The 18,133-nt window shown below is 42.7% G+C and carries 19 protein-coding genes; 2 read left to right on the top strand and 17 right to left on the bottom strand.

The features are described 5' to 3' along the window. Positions 1 to 52: 52 nt before the first annotated feature. The 7 genes from proX to nrdH all read right to left on the bottom strand — a co-directional run bounded on the left by proX (position 53) and on the right by nrdH (position 7,764). Positions 53 to 1,051 (bottom strand): glycine betaine/L-proline ABC transporter substrate-binding protein ProX, encoded by a 999-nt coding sequence (gene proX / locus EAE92_RS14525; RefSeq protein ID WP_214068579.1) that lies wholly within the window; start codon positions 1,049 to 1,051, stop codon positions 53 to 55. Between the two features lie 69 nt (positions 1,052 to 1,120). Continuing rightward, positions 1,121 to 2,206, bottom strand: coding sequence for a glycine betaine/L-proline ABC transporter permease ProW (gene proW / locus EAE92_RS14520; RefSeq protein WP_214068578.1), 1,086 nt, complete (start codon positions 2,204 to 2,206; stop codon positions 1,121 to 1,123). Continuing rightward, complete coding sequence (gene proV / locus EAE92_RS14515; RefSeq protein WP_214068577.1) at positions 2,199 to 3,398, bottom strand: glycine betaine/L-proline ABC transporter ATP-binding protein ProV; 1,200 nt, start codon at positions 3,396 to 3,398, stop codon at positions 2,199 to 2,201. The genes proW and proV overlap by 8 nt, the downstream gene beginning before the upstream one ends. A gap of 594 nt (positions 3,399 to 3,992) precedes the next feature. Beyond that, positions 3,993 to 4,952, bottom strand: a complete 960-nt coding sequence (gene nrdF / locus EAE92_RS14510; RefSeq protein WP_214068576.1) for a class 1b ribonucleoside-diphosphate reductase subunit beta — start codon at positions 4,950 to 4,952, stop codon at positions 3,993 to 3,995. 20 nt (positions 4,953 to 4,972) lie between these two features. Further along, positions 4,973 to 7,102, bottom strand: a complete 2,130-nt coding sequence (gene nrdE / locus EAE92_RS14505; RefSeq protein ID WP_214068575.1) for a class 1b ribonucleoside-diphosphate reductase subunit alpha — start codon at positions 7,100 to 7,102, stop codon at positions 4,973 to 4,975. Between the two features lie 13 nt (positions 7,103 to 7,115). Continuing rightward, positions 7,116 to 7,520: a class Ib ribonucleoside-diphosphate reductase assembly flavoprotein NrdI gene (nrdI, locus tag EAE92_RS14500; RefSeq protein ID WP_214068587.1), complete on the bottom strand. Its 405-nt coding sequence runs from the start codon at positions 7,518 to 7,520 to the stop codon at positions 7,116 to 7,118. A gap of 13 nt (positions 7,521 to 7,533) precedes the next feature. Beyond that, positions 7,534 to 7,764, bottom strand: coding sequence for a glutaredoxin-like protein NrdH (gene nrdH, locus EAE92_RS14495; protein WP_214068574.1), 231 nt, complete (start codon positions 7,762 to 7,764; stop codon positions 7,534 to 7,536). A 331-nt stretch (positions 7,765 to 8,095) separates the two neighbouring features. Here nrdH and EAE92_RS14490 point away from each other — a divergent pair, with 331 nt between their 5' ends. Beyond that, entirely contained in the window at positions 8,096 to 8,557 is a 462-nt protein-coding gene (locus EAE92_RS14490) for a methylated-DNA--[protein]-cysteine S-methyltransferase (RefSeq protein ID WP_036776753.1), read from the top strand. A 219-nt stretch (positions 8,558 to 8,776) separates the two neighbouring features. Beyond that, a complete protein-coding gene (cspE, locus tag EAE92_RS14485) occupies positions 8,777 to 8,986 on the top strand; it encodes a transcription antiterminator/RNA stability regulator CspE (protein ID WP_021323071.1) in 210 nt (69 codons plus the stop codon). A 76-nt stretch (positions 8,987 to 9,062) separates the two neighbouring features. On the opposite strand, the gene crcB is transcribed toward cspE, so the two are convergent. From crcB to rsfS, 10 genes are all read right to left on the bottom strand, one after another. After that, a complete protein-coding gene (gene crcB, locus EAE92_RS14480; protein ID WP_214068573.1) occupies positions 9,063 to 9,437 on the bottom strand; it encodes a fluoride efflux transporter CrcB in 375 nt (124 codons plus the stop codon). A gap of 139 nt (positions 9,438 to 9,576) precedes the next feature. Further along, the gene (lipA, locus tag EAE92_RS14475) at positions 9,577 to 10,542 is read right to left on the bottom strand and encodes a lipoyl synthase (RefSeq protein ID WP_214068572.1); all 966 of its coding nucleotides are present in this window, start codon (positions 10,540 to 10,542) and stop codon (positions 9,577 to 9,579) included. Positions 10,543 to 10,652: 110 nt separating this feature from the next. Further along, positions 10,653 to 11,294 carry a lipoyl(octanoyl) transferase LipB gene (gene lipB / locus EAE92_RS14470; RefSeq protein ID WP_214068571.1) on the bottom strand — a complete coding sequence of 214 codons (642 nt, stop codon included), beginning with the start codon at positions 11,292 to 11,294 and terminating at the stop codon, positions 10,653 to 10,655. A gap of 130 nt (positions 11,295 to 11,424) precedes the next feature. Continuing rightward, a complete protein-coding gene (gene ybeD / locus EAE92_RS14465; RefSeq protein ID WP_011145617.1) occupies positions 11,425 to 11,688 on the bottom strand; it encodes a DUF493 family protein YbeD in 264 nt (87 codons plus the stop codon). Positions 11,689 to 11,847: 159 nt separating this feature from the next. Continuing rightward, on the bottom strand, positions 11,848 to 13,059 hold the full coding sequence (dacA, locus tag EAE92_RS14460) for a D-alanyl-D-alanine carboxypeptidase DacA (protein WP_214068570.1): 1,212 nt from the start codon (positions 13,057 to 13,059) through the stop codon (positions 11,848 to 11,850). Positions 13,060 to 13,220: 161 nt separating this feature from the next. Further along, the gene (rlpA, locus tag EAE92_RS14455) at positions 13,221 to 14,231 is read right to left on the bottom strand and encodes an endolytic peptidoglycan transglycosylase RlpA (protein ID WP_214068569.1); all 1,011 of its coding nucleotides are present in this window, start codon (positions 14,229 to 14,231) and stop codon (positions 13,221 to 13,223) included. Positions 14,232 to 14,244: 13 nt separating this feature from the next. Further along, positions 14,245 to 15,357 (bottom strand): peptidoglycan glycosyltransferase MrdB, encoded by a 1,113-nt coding sequence (gene mrdB / locus EAE92_RS14450; protein ID WP_214068568.1) that lies wholly within the window; start codon positions 15,355 to 15,357, stop codon positions 14,245 to 14,247. Between the two features lie 8 nt (positions 15,358 to 15,365). After that, positions 15,366 to 17,261: a peptidoglycan DD-transpeptidase MrdA gene (gene mrdA, locus EAE92_RS14445; protein ID WP_036813319.1), complete on the bottom strand. Its 1,896-nt coding sequence runs from the start codon at positions 17,259 to 17,261 to the stop codon at positions 15,366 to 15,368. Positions 17,262 to 17,300: 39 nt separating this feature from the next. Then, positions 17,301 to 17,771: a 23S rRNA (pseudouridine(1915)-N(3))-methyltransferase RlmH gene (rlmH, locus tag EAE92_RS14440; RefSeq protein ID WP_040151546.1), complete on the bottom strand. Its 471-nt coding sequence runs from the start codon at positions 17,769 to 17,771 to the stop codon at positions 17,301 to 17,303. A 2-nt stretch (positions 17,772 to 17,773) separates the two neighbouring features. After that, positions 17,774 to 18,100 (bottom strand): ribosome silencing factor, encoded by a 327-nt coding sequence (gene rsfS / locus EAE92_RS14435; protein WP_074525019.1) that lies wholly within the window; start codon positions 18,098 to 18,100, stop codon positions 17,774 to 17,776. Between the last annotated feature and the right edge of the window lie 33 nt (positions 18,101 to 18,133).

Below are 18,133 nucleotides of genomic sequence, written 5' to 3'. Positions count from 1 at the left end.
AAGTGAAAAATAGTGAATTGGTATAGACCAATTCACTGTAATATCCAGAATGTTAATTATTTTCGGCAGCCTTGGCGGCGGTTTCGATCCAACCATCAAACAATTTCTGATGAGCCCTAATCCAACCATTGGCGTGACGTTCAATCTCCGCTTGTGATGCTTCACCATTATGCATCCGCAAATTTTGGGCGTTGATATCAGCGAGGGGCATTTTCATGATAGAAAATAGTTTGGCGGCGGACGGGTTGACTTCTGCCCACTTTTTATTGGCGGCAATGTGCATAATACTTGGCGGGAAACCATAGTTAGCACCATTTGGCAGTTTCGTATCTATCCTTTCATCGTTAGGCATAGCGGAGAAAGGAACTTGCAGCCAGACAACATCTTTGCCCGGTTTCAGCACATCACTGACCCAATAAGGTGTCCATGTGTAATATAAGATGGGTTTGCCTTCTTTATAGCGGGTAATAGTATCTGCCATCATGGCCGCATAGTTCCCTTGATTATGTTCAACGCTATTGTTTAAACCATAAGCTTTAAGATGATGGTTAATGGCGATTTCACAGCCCCAGCCGGGATTACAGCCAGTCAAATCGGCTTTGCCATTACCGTTAGTATCGAATAATTTGGCTATTTTCGGATCTTTCAGTTGGGCAATATTCGTGATGTTGTATTTTTCCGCTGTTTTTTTGTCGATTAAGTACCCCTGAGCGGCATTTTCTACATAGTTGCCAACACGGTAGAATTTTGCGTTGCCGCCTGTTGCCTGATATTGGGTGTTGTGCAGAGGTTCCCAACTTACAGCCATAAAGGTTGCGTCACTGGAAGCGATAGAGGAATAGGCGACGTTGTAGTCTACTTCTTTGATGGGTTTGACATCATAGCCAAGCTTTTCCAATGCTTTACTGACGATCAACGTCTGGAATGTTTCTTCGCTAAGGGTGCTTTGTACGGGTTGTACGCTGATACCTTTACCTGGTAATTCGACAGCGAATAATTGAGAGCTTATCAGTGATGACAGGGATATCGCCCAGATAACTATTTTGCGCATGGTTTTTTCTCCTGTTGCGGTCATCATGTGTTTACCAAACTCTTGTGGTTTGATCGGTGTTTTTGAAGGTTATGCTTTTTGGCTGAATAAACGGGTAATTAACCCAATTGGCCCAGTGGCATACCAGCGATTTACCCCTTTCGTTCGGTTATCGCGGCCAAGGGACTGTGTTAGGCGGTCAAGGAGAATCGCCAGAATAACAATCCCGACGCCGCCTACTGCGGCAAGTCCCATATCGAGACGGCCAATACCTCGCAAAACCATTTGGCCTAAACCACCAACTGCAATCATTGATGCAATAACAACCATTGATAGGGCTAGCATCAAGGTTTGGTTGACACCGGCCATAATGGTTGGCATAGCCAGTGGTAATTGAACTTTAAACAGCATCTGGCGAGGGCTGGCGCCAAAAGATTCGGCTGCTTCTATCAGATCTGTCGGAACTTGTTTGATGCCTAAAATTGTCAGACGGACAATCGGGGGGAGAGCAAAGATAATGGTGACGATAACTCCAGGCACGTTACCGATGCCAAACAGCATGACAATCGGGACCAGATAGACGAATGCCGGTGTGGTTTGCATAGCATCAAGCAGAGGTTGAATGATTTTTGCAGCTCTTTTGCTGTGTGCCAGCCATATACCGAGTGGTAAGCCAACGATAGTGCAGAACAACAGAGATGTCAGAGCTAGCGATAGCGTAACCATCGCTTCAGACCATGCGCCTATTGCACCAATAATTACCAGAGAAATCAGCGCGGCAATACCCATGCCAATGCCTGATAACTGCCAGGCAATCAGGGCGAAAAATAGGATGGCAATAGGCGCTGGTATTGAAGTCAGGCATTGTTCAAAGCCACTGAGAACAAAGTCAATGGGGACGCGTATTCCCTGAAATGCGGGACGAAAATTTAGCACAATCCAATCAATAGCATGTGTTACCCATGAATCTAAGGGGATAAGTGGGTGTTGGAATGGGTCCATGATATTGAAATGTTCAGGCTGTACCGTAGTTGTGGGAGCATCCAGCCAGTCAGAACCTGTTGCATTGTCAGCACTGGTTCCGTTGCTCCAGGGGTCTGTATTATCAACAGCGGAGGAAGGGATATCCTGTGTATTCTGTCCAGGCTGAGTTTGATGTTCGTTTTGATTACTCATTTGGTGTCTCCTTATCTAATGCCTGCAACAGCATCCCTTTGGAAATAACGCCGATGTATTTGTCGTTATTTCCAACAACCGGAACTGCACAAGGTGATTGCGCTACAACGGCAATCAGCTCGTTGAGGGGCATATCTGCGGCAACGGCGGTCGGTTCCGCTAATATGGCGTGTTCGATAGATTTTTTTTCCCGTAATGCTTTTTCTAATGAATTTGTGGAAACTATACCGGCGAATTTTTGTCCATGTTCGATCAAGTAACCATAGTTTCTGTTTTCGTCATCGAGGACTTTCAATGCAGAAAGAGGACCAAAACCGGGTGCAATATGAAGCAGAGAGTCTGGACGGCGACGGGCAATGTCTTTAGCACTAAATACATGGCTGATATCTACGCCGCGAAAGAAAGTTTTCACATAGTCATTTGCTGGATTATTCAGGATTTCATCAGGCGTGCCGACTTGTACAACAACACCGTCTTGCATAATGGCAATCCGATCGCCGATGCGCATTGCTTCATCTAAATCATGAGAAATAAAAACGATAGTCCGCGGCTGATTGCCTTGCAGACTTAGCAGTTCATCTTGCATTTCTGTACGAATTAATGGGTCGAGGGCAGAAAACGCTTCATCCATTAGCAAAATATCTGGGTTATTAGCGAGTGCTCTGGCAAGCCCGACGCGTTGGCGCATGCCGCCTGATAGCTCATCTGGATAGGATTGCGCATAATTTTCCAGGTTTACTTGCTTCAATGCGTCTAGTGCTTTTTGATCGCGCTCTTGTTTGGCGATACCAGCAAGTTCCATACCAAAGGCGCTGTTTTCCAGTACGTTTAGATGTGGCATCAGTGCAAATGATTGGAAAACCATACTGATTTTGTTACGGCGAATTTCTCTTAACGCTGTTTCTGGAATCTCAGAAATATCTTCACCGTCAATTAATACTTGGCCGCGAGTTGGTTCTATCAGGCGATTGAGAAGGCGTACCATTGTGGATTTGCCGGAGCCTGATAATCCCATGATGACAAATATTTCGCCTTCTTCAATGGCCAGATTGGCATTTTGTATGCCAACCGTCATACCTGTCTTTTCAAATATCTGATCTTTGCTCAAGCCTGAATTCAATAATTTGAAAGCATATTCTGGATGATCGCCAAATATCTTATAGAGGTTTTTAACTTCAAGTTTAATTGCCATGAAATAATTACTTTCCTTTCAATGGTTATGTAATGGTGTTATGCATTATTCATCTCTGCATGATGCTTTGAATATATATACCCTAACACACTGAGAGAGCCTGACAACCCTATGTTAATAATAATTAATGTAAAAAATAGTAATATTAAATGGATTAAATTAGATGTATTTGTCGTAATCTCATTGACATTGGCAAATTATTTCGTACAAATCAATGTGGGTATTAAAAGAGTAATCTTATTCTATGTTGCTGTTATTGATGTGTTTTTTCATTTGATTGCCAAATAAATCATTCATTATATTGTGAATAGAATCGATTATTAGTTTATAATGTTGATTATATCTAATTGTGATGAAATTTAATTTAGAATTAATTAGCTATATTAATGTTTCTTGTTGTTTAGGATGATAATAAGAGTCGGGGATGGTAAAAAATATCCGTAGAAATGGTAACAGTTATGAAAAAACGCCATAAAAATATAAGGATTTTATGGCGTTTTATCGTTTAAAAAAGAGGCTCAATAATCTGGCCATTAAAATATTAGAGTATTATAGTTATTTTGAATTATCCTATGTAAAATCAAACCATTCTCTTTAGAAATTCCAATCTTCATCCTCAGTATTAACTGCTTTACCGATAACATATGATGAACCTGAACCAGAAAAGAAATCATGGTTTTCATTGGCATTTGGTGATAATGCAGATAGGATTGCAGGGCTGACATCTGTCATTTCTGGAGGAAATAAAGTTTCATAGCCAAGATTCATTAACGCTTTATTGGCATTGTAATGCAAGAATTTTTTAACATCTTCGCTCCAGCCAACAATATCATAAAGTTCTTCTGTGTATTTAATTTCATTTTCGTATAATTCTAATAATAATGAAAAAGTGAATTCTTTAATTTCTTTTTGCTCTAATGTTGAATATTTATTTAGTGATTGTTGAAATTTATATCCAATATAATAACCATGAATGGCTTCATCTCGGATAATAAGTCGGATTAAATCCGCTGTATTTGTTAATATTCCTCGACTTGACCAATACATAGGTAAATAGAATCCTGAATAGAATAAAAATGATTCTAGAAAAACACTGGCGACTTTTTTCTTTAATGGATGATGATAACTATAATGATTTAATATAATTTTGGCTTTATTCTGTAATGAAATATTCCCTTCACTCCAGCGATAAGCATCATCCACATCAGTTGTTAGGCATAATGTTGAAAAAATGGAACTATAAGAACGCGCGTGGACAGCTTCCATAAAGCTAATATTGGACATAACCGCTTCTTCGTGAGGTGTCAGAGCATCTTCCATTAGCGCTGGAGCGCCAACAGTGTTCTGGATTGTGTCCAGTAGTGTCAGCCCAGTGAATACCCGAATAGTCAGCTCTTTTTCTTCTGTCGTCAGTGTATTCCATGAAGGAATATCATTGGATAATGGAATTTTTTCCGGTAACCAAAAATTAGTTGTCAGTCGGTTCCAAACTTCTAGATCTTTGTCATCTTCAATCCGGTTCCAGTTAATTGCGCGTATAGGATTACTAATCATAATAAATTTCCAGAATCATTTTACAGTGAGCATGAAACACAATCTTGTACTTCCGTGCCTTCCAGAGCAGTCTGTTTCAGACGGATGTAATAAAGTGTTTTAATTCCTTTACGCCAGGCATAAATTTGGGCTTTGTTAATATCACGGGTAGTGGTGTCGTCTTTGAAGAAGAGTGTCAGTGATAATCCTTGATCGATGTGTTGAGTGGCTATAGCATAAGTATCAATAATTTTTTCCGGTCCTATTTCGTAAGCATCTTGGTAATATTCAAGATTATTATTCGTCATAAATGGCGCTGGGTAATATACCCGTCCTGTTTTACCATCTTTACGGATCTCAATACGGGATACAATCGGGTGAATGCTTGAGGTTGAATTGTTGATATATGAAATAGAACCTGTAGGAGCAATGGCTTGGAGATTTTGATTGTAAATACCGTGAGTCATAATTGAGGCTTTTAATGCAAGCCAGTCTTGTTGATTAGGAATGGTTGTTCCTGCTTGTTCAAACAATTGAGAGACTTTTTTTGTCTGAGGTTGCCATGCGCTTTCTGTATATTTATTGAAAAATTCACCACTGGCATAACGAGAATCTTTAAAACCTTTAAAGTAGCTATTGCGTTCAATGGCGATCTGATTGGAAGTACGTAGAGCGTGGTAAGTGACAATATAGAAATAGATATTGGTGAAATCTATTCCTTCTTCGGAACCATAATGAATTTTTTCCCTTGCCAAATAGCCGTGAAGATTCATTTGCCCCAAACCAATGGCATGAGAATCCTGATTTCCTTTTTCAATAGAAGGAACTGAACGGATATGGCTCATATCTGATACCGCGGTTAAAGCGCGGACAGCCGTTTCAATAGAGAGGGCAAAATCAGGTGAATCCATTGTATGAGCTATATTCATTGATCCCAGATTACAACTAATATCTTTCCCAATATGGCGGTAACTTAAATCATCTTCATATTCGCTGGCACTGTTAACCTGTAAAATTTCGGAGCATAAATTACTCATATTAATCCGACCTTTAATTGGGTTAGCATTATTCACAGTGTCTTCATACATAATATAGGGATAGCCAGATTCGAATTGGATCTCGGCTAACGTCATGAAAAATTCACGGGCATTGATTTTTGATTTCCGAATTTGTTGGTTATTCACCATTTCAGCATATTTCTCTGTAATGCTAATTTCGGACATTGGCATACCATAAACCCGTTGAATATCATAAGGTGAGAATAGATACATATCTTCATTATGTTTAGCCAACTTAAAAGTAATATCAGGAATAACGACGCCAATAGAGAGTGTTTTGATACGAATTTTTTCGTCGGCATTTTCCCGTTTTGTATCCAAAAAACGGAGAATATCGGGGTGATGAGCATGGAGATAAACAGCCCCCGCACCCTGGCGTGCACCGAGTTGATTGGCATATGAGAATGCATCTTCCAGCATTTTCATCACTGGGATAACACCTGATGATTGGTTTTCAATCATTTTTATCGGGGCGCCCGTTTCCCGTAGGTTACTGAGTAAACATGCGACACCACCGCCACGTTTTGAAAGCTGTAATGCTGAATTCACCGAACGTCCGATGGATTCCATATTGTCTTCAATGCGCAGCAGGAAACAGGAAACCAATTCTCCTCGCTGTTTCTTACCGCAATTAAGAAAAGTTGGCGTTGCTGGTTGAAAACGGCCGCTGATCATCTCATCCACCAGACGACAAGCCAGCATCTGATCGCCTTGGGCCAGGGTCAGTGCTACCATGCATACCCGATCTTCATAGCGTTCCAGATAGCGTTTATTATCGAAGGTTTTCAGAGTATAGCCGGTGTAATATTTGAATGCGCCCAGAAAGGTTTGAAAGCGGAATTTTTTGCCATAGGCTTGCTGAAAGAGCTTTTTAATAAAAGCAAAATCGTATTGCTCCAGCACGTTTGTTTCGTAATATCCCTCTTGTTGGAGGAAATCCAGCTTCTCTTTTAAGCTATCAAAAAATAGTGTGTTTGGATTTACATGCTGGCGAAAATAGTAATGAATAGCCAGTTTGTCTTTATCAAATTGCATCTTTCCGTCACTATCGTACAGATTGAGCAAGGCATTTAAAGCATGATAATCCTGTTGTGCATTAATTTGAAAAGTCATAATTACCTATTCTCTAGTGAATCAGTTGCCAGAATCTTTGAATACCTTGGCGTACCCGTTGTACATCTTCTTCAGTACCCAACAGTTCAAAACGGTATAGGAGGGGGATTTGACATTTCTCTGAAATTACCCGCCCAGCGATGCCGTAAGCTTCGCCAAAGTTTGTATTCCCGGCCGCGATGACTCCCCGGATTAGTGCCCGGTTTTCGGCGATATTTAGAAATCGAATCACTTGTGGTGGAACGGCGCCTTTAGCACTACCACCGCCATAACTGGGTGTCAGTAAAATGTAAGGAGAGGTTACGTTTAATGGGTTGCCTGATTGATTGATCGGAATACGAAGGGCTGGTATCTCCAGTTTCTGAACAAATCTATGGCTATTACTGGACGAACTGGAGAAATAGATCAGCGGATTTATATTCATAATAAACCTACAAATTCTCAGTTAATGCGTTGATTTTATCTGGACGAAATCCTGACCAATGCTGTGTGTCCGTGACAACCACAGGAACTTGCTGATAGCCCATAGCACGGATAGTCACTAAAGCCTGCGGGTTTTCGGTCAAATCGACAATCTGATAAGGAATGTTTCTTCGGCTTAGCGCTTGATAGGTTGCGTTGCATTGTACACAGTCTGGTTTGCTATAAATGGTAATGCTCATTAACGACTCCTTTGTCAGTTTGTGGGCATGCAATGGCAAAATTTGGTTCATGAGTAATAATTTTACTAAAGGCCAGAACTTGAGCTATACTATATATGGTGAAATTTTATTTCAACCATACTATATATGGTGTTAATTTTACATGGAGTGACTATCATTAAAATTACAATGTGAGTTATTCTCTGTTTGTTGGCTGGCTTTTCGCCTTTAGACAAGTTTAAGTTTTCTAGTCGGTGGTAAGGGAGCAACTGAATTCATCATTGCAATTTGTCGAAAAGACGATTTACTCTAATCCCTATAATGATTGATATTTTTTTCAATGGAGGTGGTTATGTATCATCACTATTTTGATACACCCAAAGGATTCCCTAAACCGTATATTCATATCACTGCGGATGATAAGGGGGTGACCAGTCTATATTTTGTCGATGAAAAAACAGCGCCCGAAGTAAAAAATGATATTACTAAGCAGTGCGTGAAAGAGTTACGGGGATATTTTGCGGGTAAGCGTACTGAGTTTTCTGTTCCACTCAACCCGGCAGGAACTGAATTCCAGCAGCGTGTATGGTTACAGCTATGTAAGATCCCATTTGGAGAAGTGTGGAGTTATAAGCAACTTTCATTAGCATTAGGTTCAGTTAATTATTGCCGCGCGGTAGGAATGGCTAATTCTCGTAATCCGATCTCATTAATTGTGCCTTGCCATCGTGTTATTGGACATGATGGTAAATTGGTGGGATATACCGGAGGCTTGAATATTAAAAGTTGGCTATTGGAACATGAAAAAGCCTAGTCATTTGTTTGTTAGGTAAATTGCGTGATAAAAGACCAGGGAGGGTTATAGATATTTATATATGTGTATTATTTAGTGGTAAAACTAAATTAAAGATAACATCTATCGTATTTTATTATGCTTTTCGTGATCTTGGTTGTAGACAATGAACCAACTTATTTGCTGTACTGTATGCGACACAGATTTTGTGTCTTAATTTTCACGTTAAAGGTAAGTTTGATGTCTAAAATTAAAGGTAACGTTAAGTGGTTTAATGAATCTAAAGGATTCGGGTTTATCACTCCAGAAGATGGTAGCAAAGACGTATTTGTGCATTTCTCTGCTATTCAGAGTAACGGATTTAAAACTTTGGCAGAAGGTCAAAAAGTAGAGTTTGAAATCACTGACGGCGCTAAAGGTCCATCTGCTGTAAACGTTGTCGCTATCTGATTTTAACTCCGTATTTCGAAAACCCGTTATTTCAACGGGTTTTTTTTGGCTTGTGTGATATGCAGATAATTTTAATTTAAAGTTCACGCATCAATACAAAAGCTAACACGGTCATTAATAATGAGCCAAAAAGATTAAGCAAAACTGTTCCCAGCGCCCATCCTAGTTTTCCTTCCTGTAACAAATAAACCACTTCAACAGAAAAGGTGGAAAAGGTTGTTAAACCTCCACAAAAACCGGTGGTCAACATCAATTTCCAGGCCGGATCGAGATGGGTAGATTTATTAAAATAGGCTAACCCTAGTCCGATAATTAATGCACCGATACAGTTAACAGTAAGGGTGCCAATCGCGATATTAGAAGAAATATTATTAAGGCGGAGGCTGATAAACCAGCGTAATACGCTGCCAAAGCCACCTCCGATAAATACTGCCAGAATAATATTAGTCATAATATACCCGTCATCTTTCAAGTTGCCTCTTTGTTGGCTGCATTCGCTCACCCCGGTTACATAGTTTGCTATGCTCCCGGGGATTCACTCCCTTGCCGTCGCGATGCAGCTTGAAATCCATAGGGTATAAGAAACTGGGTTATTTGACCTCTTCACCTCTGGCTTGCAAGTCAGCATGATAAGAAGAACGAACAAATGGACCGCAGGCAGCATGGGTGAATCCCATAGCTAACGCTTCTTCTTTCATTTCATCAAATTCCTGTGGGCTGACGTAGCGCTGTACCGGTAAATGATGACGACTAGGCTGTAGATATTGGCCCAGAGTCAGCATGGTAACACCGTGGCGGCGCAGATCGCGCATAACGTCAATAATTTCTTCGTTGGTTTCACCGAGGCCGACCATCAGACCTGATTTTGTTGGAATATTAGGGTGGGCTTCTTTAAACTTCTCAAGTAATTTTAATGACCACTCATAGTTTGCACCAGGGCGCACCTGACGGTAAACCCGGGGTACGTTTTCCAGGTTATGGTTAAAGACGTCGGGCGGTGTCGCTGTCAGTATTTCAAGTGCGCGATCCATACGTCCACGGAAATCAGGAACTAAGGTTTCAATCTTAATGGATGGATTTTTTTCACGAATAGCAGAGATACAATCAGCAAAGTGTTGAGCGCCACCGTCACGTAGATCATCACGGTCAACGGAGGTGATGACAACGTAGCGCAGAGCCATATCTTTAATGGTTTGTGCCAGTTTTACCGGTTCGTTGGAGTCAGGCGCCATTGGGCGGCCGTGTGCAACATCACAGAAAGGGCAACGGCGGGTGCAAATTGCGCCAAGGATCATGAAGGTTGCTGTACCGTGATTGAAACATTCAGCCAGGTTAGGGCAGGACGCTTCTTCACAGACGGAATGCAGACCATTCTTGCGCATGGCGGATTTGATGCCCTGAATGCGGCTGGAATCCGCAGGAAGTTTGATTTTCATCCACTCAGGTTTACGCAAGATTTCTGTACGTTCGGTCATCACTGTTTTGACCGGGATCAGCGCCATTTTGTCTGCGTCGCGGTACTTAATGCCGCGTTCCATCTGAATTGGTTTACTCATAATCGTGCTGGTTCCAGTGTTAAATTCATCAGGTTGAGATTTATCATTCAGTCTACTGTATGACAAACCATTAAAAAATTTTTGAAAAATGTTAAAAAATTATAGCATCTTTAATTGTTCAATTTAAATCCTAACTGCCGGCAAAATTTCTCCACCAGAATAGGCTGTACTTGCTCAACAGTAATTCCGGGAACTAAATCACTGAGTTGAATCATTTTCATGCCGGCATAGCCACAAGGATTAATACGCAAAAAGGGTTCTAAATCCATTGAGATATTGAGGGCTAACCCGTGGAAAGAACAACCTTTGCGTATCCGTAATCCAAGAGAGCAAATTTTGGCTTCATTGACGTAGACACCGGGGGCATCCGGGCGGGCATAGGCTTCCACACCAAAGTGAGCAAGGGTTTTAATGACAGTATCCTCTATCGCCGTAACCAATTGCCGTACACCAATTTTGGCGCGTTTGATGTCAATCATGACATACATAACCTGCTGACCAGGGCCATGATAGGTGACTTGTCCACCACGATCGGATTGAATAATCGGAATATCACCAAGGGACAGCAAATGTTCAGCTTTACCTGCTTGTCCTTGAGTAAAGACTTTTGGATGCTGTACCAGCCAGATTTCATCAGGTGTATTAATATCTCGCTGCTCAGTGAATAAGTGCATTGCATCAGAAATCGGCCCGTAGGGTTGTATTCCTAATTGACGTAAGAAAATCGTTTTATGTTGCAATTGAAACTTCATTTGATAGCTATAAGATTTGGTCAGTATAACCCTCGGAAGAGGTTCTCTCCAGTTTAGTACGCCTGAAATAGTGGTATTTCTGATAGATAAAGAATCCCCTGTGAAATTATAGGGGATTTTTCTGCTTCTATTACAGCACGACCCGTACCAGTTCAAGGTTACCTAACTCTTCATACAGAGTTTCTACCTGTTCAATATGAGTCGCATTGATGGTAATGGATACTGAATGGTAGTTGCCTTTACTGCTTGGTTTCACTTGTGGAGAGTAATCGCCCGGTGCATGGCGTTGAACTACCTCAACGACCTGATTGACTAGCTCAGGCTCCGCCAGGCCCATCACTTTGTAAGTGAATGAACAAGGGAACTCCAGCAGTTCATTTAATTTCGTTTTCATGGGCGCTCCTGTTTTTGCTTTCCGTGATACGTACGGTCAGTTTCTTCTGTAAAATTTGATACTTCCCCCGCCTTAAAATGCGGGGGCATTTGCTGCGATCAGGCAGTAGCCCGCGATTCGCTTTGGCGGGTTCTGTTTATCGCTTAATTATTTCAAGAATTAGCCAAACCAATGATGAAATAATAGCTTGATGTAATCGATAAAGCGGCTGAAGATACCGCCTTCTTTTACTTCATTCATGACGACTAAAGGCCGCTGTTCAATAGTCTTACCATCAAGTTGAAAGTTGATAGTACCCACGACTTGATTTTTCGTGAGCGGCGCATGTAATTCACTATTATCCATGACATAGCTGGCTTTCAGATCTTTCAGACGACCACGGGGAATAGTCAGATAAACATCTTTATCAACACCTAACTGAACTCTATCGTTATCGCCAAACCAGATTGGTTCAGAAGCGAACTCTTTGTTTGCTTGCAGAGGAGCAACAGTTTCAAAGAAACGGAAACCCCAGGTCAGTAGTTTCTTACTTTCTGTTTCTCGGCCTTTATAAGTGTGGCCGCCTAATACCGCAGAAATCAGGCGCATATCGCCTTCCGTTGCAGAAGCGACCAGATTATAACCTGCTGCGCTAGTGTGGCCGGTTTTGATACCATCGACATTCAAGCTCTTATCCCACAACAAGCCGTTACGGTTTGTCTGACGGATATTGTTATAGGTAAACTCTTTTTCTTTGTAGATGACGTACTCTTCGGGAACATCCCGGATCAGCGCTTGACCAATCAGCGCCATATCACGGGCGGAGCTGTATTGGCCTTCTGCATCCAGACCATGAACGGTTTTGAAATTCGTATTCTTTAATCCAAGCGATTTCACATAACCATTCATTAAATTAACGAAAGACTCTTGGCTACCGGCAACATAATCTGCCATTGCAACACAGGCATCGTTACCGGATTGCAAGTTTATACCGCGGGATAACATGGAAACCGAGACTTGATCGCCTGGCTTGAGGAACATCAGGGAAGAACCTTTAAATACCGGATTACCTGTTGCCCATGCGTCAGTACCGACAGTGACCATATCATTTGGGTGGATTTTGCCTGATTTAATTGCTTGACCAATGACATAACTGGTCATCATTTTTGTCAGACTGGCAGGATCACGGTGTGCATCTGCATTCATTTCGGCCAGCACTTTGCCTGAATTGTAGTCGATCAGGATATAAGCTTCCGCATCGATCTGAGGCACGCCTGGGATCATCGTTTTCAGGTTGACATCATTTCCATCGGCAAAGGCAGAAGCACTTATTGCCAGCGCGACACCCAAGGCGGCGCTTTTTATAAAATGAGAACTGGTTGTATATTTCATGGTCGGTTGGACAGCATCCGTGAGAAAAGGTTGATATCGAGCCACATCATAGCAAATGAAAAAAATACTGACATTGCCAAATTTTGACAAGACTCGGGTTTACATTTTTTTACTCCTCTTACTGATATCTGAATCAAAGTGAGATATCAGTAAGAGAACAATTAAGGGCTGACGATAAAAGAAGATTGTTGTATCTGGTCAGCCAGTTTTTGTTGTAAATCGGCAGCTTGCTGGCGATTGTTGAATGGCCCCAACTGTACACGATAAACGTTACTATGTTGAGTTATGCGTCCTTGAACATTAAAGCGTTGCGCCAGTGTTTGTTGCCACTCTTTTGCTCGTTGCTCACTGCTAACAGCGCCAACCTGAACCATAAAACCATTCGCTGAGGCGGCTGTCGGTGCTGTTACTATCGAAGTACTGTTTGTAACAGGTTTAGGGGGTTGAAGCTTCATTGCGGGTAGTTGCTCGGTAGTTTCCGGTTGCGCCAGCAATGATTGAGTTTGTTCCACCTGCTGATTTGTTAAAGGCTGGCTGCCGGTCTGATCAGGGACGTTCTCCATTGTTGGTGTTCCTAGTGGGCTGGTTGTCAGCGTGGGTCTACCCGGTAGAGCGTAACTCTGTTTAACTATCTGGCTGCCAATGGTACCGGGGCCAGATACAGAACCGTCTTGGGCCACCTCAATAAAATCAACCTTAACTTTGGTACTTTGAGTCAGGTTTAAACGTTCAGCAGAAGCCTTCGATAAATCGATAATTCGTCCAGGTTTATAAGGACCACGGTCATTGACTCTAACGATCATCATACGGCCATTGCTCAAGTTGGTCACACGGACATAACTTGGAATTGGCAGGGTAGGATGGGCGGCTGTCAGCGCATAAGGATTAAAACGCTCGCCAATTGCGGTCATTTTGCCGCTAGATTCCTCACCGTACCAACTCGCGTAGCCAGTTTCACTGAATTGAGACGGATTTTGCACAATGTGATAAGTATGTCCGTTCATCTGATAATCATTATTGGCGCTAGGGTGATAAGGCTCGTAGCGAGGTTCTGCTCCCAGAACATCCTGCGTTGGTACTGTTGGTAACGGGGAAGGTTTTTGTTTGTCAGGAGTAGTACAGCCGGATAGCAGGGCTGCAATCATGCCAAGTATAAGCCAGTGTTGACGCATTGAAACCTCTTCTCTATAAACTTTTGGACAACAATTTTCGGTGTGTGTGAATCGACATGATAATGCCGAAACCAGCCATCAAGACGATTAACGCTGAACCGCCATAACTGACAAATGGCAAAGGAACGCCTACTACAGGCAGAATACCACTCACCATGCCAATATTGACGAAGATATAAACAAACAGGATTAACACCAAGCCGCCAACCATAACCCGGCCAAAAGTGTTCTGCGCCTTGGTTGCGATGACCAGCCCACGCAGAATTAATAACATATATAATGTTAATAACAGTAATACGCCAATTAAACCAAGTTCTTCCGACAGTACGGCAAATATGAAATCTGTATGACGTTCCGGCAGAAATTCCAGTTGAGATTGTGTTCCTAATAGCCAACCTTTACCTGATAAACCACCGGAGCCAATCGCGATTTTTGATTGAATAATATGGTACCCCTTGCCTAGCGGATCGCTTTCTGGATCAAGCAGCATCATGACGCGATCACGCTGATAGCCATGCATCAGGAAGAACCACAAAATGGGGATGAAACAGGCTAACAGTAGAGCTGCGATCCCGATCAATCGCCAACTCATGCCGGAAAGGAACAGGACGAATAGGCCGGAAGCCGCGATTAGAATTGAAGTCCCCAGATCTGGTTGAGCGGCGACCAGTAGAGTAGGCAGAAAAATGAGCATCAGAGCAATGGTGGTATTTTTCAGCGAGGGTGGGCATAAATCGCGGTTCATAAAGCGTGCGATCATCAGTGGTACTGCGATCTTGGCAATCTCAGAAGGTTGGAAGCGGATGATGCCTAAATCCAGCCAGCGTTGTGCGCCTTTACTTATTTGCCCGAAAGCATCGACAAAAATCAGTAAAACGACACAAACAATATAGAGATGGGGCGCCCAGCTTTCATAAACTCTTGGCGGAATCTGCGCCATGATGAGCATGACAACCAGTCCGGCGCCAATTTGACCAACTTTGCGCTCCATCATACCCATATCTTGACCGCTGGCGCTCCACATAACAAAAGCGCTGTATATCAGCAATGCCAAAATGCACAGGAGTAACGGTAGGTCGATATGTAATCTGGTCCAGAGAGGAACCCTTTTTTGGTTTTCTGTCATGGTGTTAATCAGTCACTTTCTGTTCCGGGGGGAGTCGGGACCGCATTCGGCAATGTTGTGTTGTTATCCCCTAATAGTACATGGTCGAGGATTTGGCGAACAAGGGTTCCTACTGCTGGACCTGCGCCGCCATTCTCTAAAATAATGGAAAGAGCTACGGTCGGATTTTCATAAGGCGCGAAAGCAATCATCAGCTTATGATCCCGTAAATGCTCTGCAATTTTACTGGCATTGTAGGTTTCATAACTGTAGACCTGTGCTGTTCCCGATTTGGCCGCTGCTTTATAAGGCGTGCCGGTAAAACTCTTGTGGCCGGTACCGTTTGGCAAGTTGGCAACACCGTACATGCCACTTTTTGCCAATTCCCAATATCCTGAATGGATATCGCCAATCTGGATATTTTCTGTTTGTTGATAAGGGATCATCTCACCTTTCAGCTTCTTGCTTAGCAGCAGATGTGGTGTTTTTACATTACCATCATTAATTAAAGTTATCAGCGCTTTCACCATTTGAATGGGGGTTGCTGTCCAATATCCTTGGCCGATGCCAACAGGAATGGTATCTCCTTGGTACCAAGGTTTTTTATATTTCCTTTGTTTCCATTCACGAGTAGGCATGATACCGGTGCGTTCTTCGGCTAAGTCGATGCCAGTGTATTCGCCATAGCCGAACTTGGTCATCCATTCGGATAGACGATCAATTCCCATATCATAGGCAACTTGATAAAAGAAAGTATCCGCTGATTCTACAATGGCTCTATGCGGATTGAGACTACCATGTCCCCAACGTTTCCAGTCACGGTAGCGTTTTTCTGAACCCGGTAATTGCCACCAACCCGGATCAAAAATGGTGGTATTTTTATTGATCACGCCTGTGCTTAGTGCTGCAACAGTAATGAAAGGTTTCACTGTCGAAGCTGGAGGGTAGATCCCTTGAGTAGCACGATTAATAAGCGGTCTATCAGGGTTGTTTAATAATTCCTGGTAGTTCTTATTGGAGATGCCGTTTACGAATAGGTTTGGATCATAGCTTGGGTTAGATACCAGCGCCAGAATTTCTCCATTACGTGGATCACTGACAACGACCGCAGCACGGCTGGTTGTGAGGAGTTTCTCAATGTAGATCTGCAATTCGAGATCGATAGTGAGGTAAATATCTTGTCCGGCCTGCGGTGGTTGTTCATGTAATTGGCGTATTACCCGGCCTCGGTTATTCACTTCGACTTCTTCGTAACCTGTTTTGCCGTGTAAAACAGCTTCATAGTAGCGTTCAATACCCAGTTTGCCGATGTCATGGGTAGCGGCGTAATTAGGTAAAATACCTTCTTTATCCAATCGTTCTACATCTTTATCATTAATTTTAGCCACATAACCGATGATATGTGTCAGTGCTGAACCATAAGGATAGAAGCGGCGTTGGTAACCTTTTATTTCAAAACCAGGGAAACGGTATTGGTTAACGGCAAAGCGTGCGACTTGAATATGATCAAGCGACGTTTTTAGTGGGATAGAGGTAAATCGGCGCGAACGCTTACGCTCTTTTTCAAAGTTGGCAATGTCTTCGTCAGTCAGATCGATAACATTACGTAAATCATTCAGCGTTTGCTCAAGGTTTTCTACCTTTTCGGGGATGATTTCCAACTGGTAGATGGTTCGATTAAGCGCCAATGGGGTGCCGTTACGGTCATAGATGATACCGCGGCTTGGCGCAATTGGAACCAGTTTAATACGGTTTTCGTTTGAACGGGTTTGATAGTCTTCGTGGCGAGTAATTTGTAAATGGTAAAGATTGGCAATCAGGATACCAGTCAGTACCAGGATGATAATAAACGCCACCAATGCGCGGCGAGCAAATAGGGCTGATTCAGCCGTATAATCACGAAAAGGGGTACGTTTATTTTTCATCCCATTGCCAGAATTCGCTTTTATCCGTTGATAACCAAATTATTCCCGATGATAGGGATGATTGGTGGTAATGCTCCATGCCCGGTACAGGCTTTCCGCAACCAAAACCCGGACCAGAGGATGGGGTAAGGTCAGCGGCGACAGTGACCAGCTTTGTTCTGCGGCAGCTTTACATGCTGGAGCGAGACCTTCTGGCCCGCCTATCAATAAACTGACATCTCTACCATCTCGTTTCCAATGTTCAAGTTGTTGCGCCAGTTGAGGTGTTTCCCAACGGGAACCCGGAATATCCAGGGTAACAATACGGTTGCCTTTGCCAATAGCGGCCAGCATCTGTTCGCCTTCTTTTTCCAGAATGCGCTTAATATCTGCATTTTTGCCCCGTTTGCCAGCCGGAATTTCTACCAATTCAAATGGCATATCTTTGGGAAAACGGCGCAAATAATCGATAAAGCCGGCCTGTATCCAGTCCGGCATTTTTGTACCTACAGCAATTAATTGCAGCTTCAAACTCAGCTCCAGAGCTTTTCGAGTTCATACATGCGGCGGCTCTCTTCTTGCATGACATGTACGATAACTTCACCGAGGTCTACGACGATCCAGTCAGACACGCCTTGCCCTTCAACGCCAAGTGGGATAAGGCCGCTCGCACGACAGTCATCAACCAGATTATCTGCGACAGACATCAGATGGCGGTTAGAGGTTCCGGTGCAGATAATCATACAATCGGTAATACTGGATTTCCCTTGGACATCTAGGGAAACGATATCTTGTGCTTTGGAGTTTTCAAGCTTATCAATAACAAACTGTTGGAGTTCTTTACCTTGCAAAAGGCTCATCCTTATTTTTTATCACAATTGATTAAATAGTGC

It is taken from the genome of Photorhabdus hainanensis (genome assembly GCF_018448965.1).
GTDB lineage: Bacteria > Pseudomonadota > Gammaproteobacteria > Enterobacterales > Enterobacteriaceae > Photorhabdus > Photorhabdus akhurstii.
The sequence above is the reverse complement of the archived record's forward strand: the minus strand, read 5'-3'. Positions and strand labels throughout refer to the sequence as shown.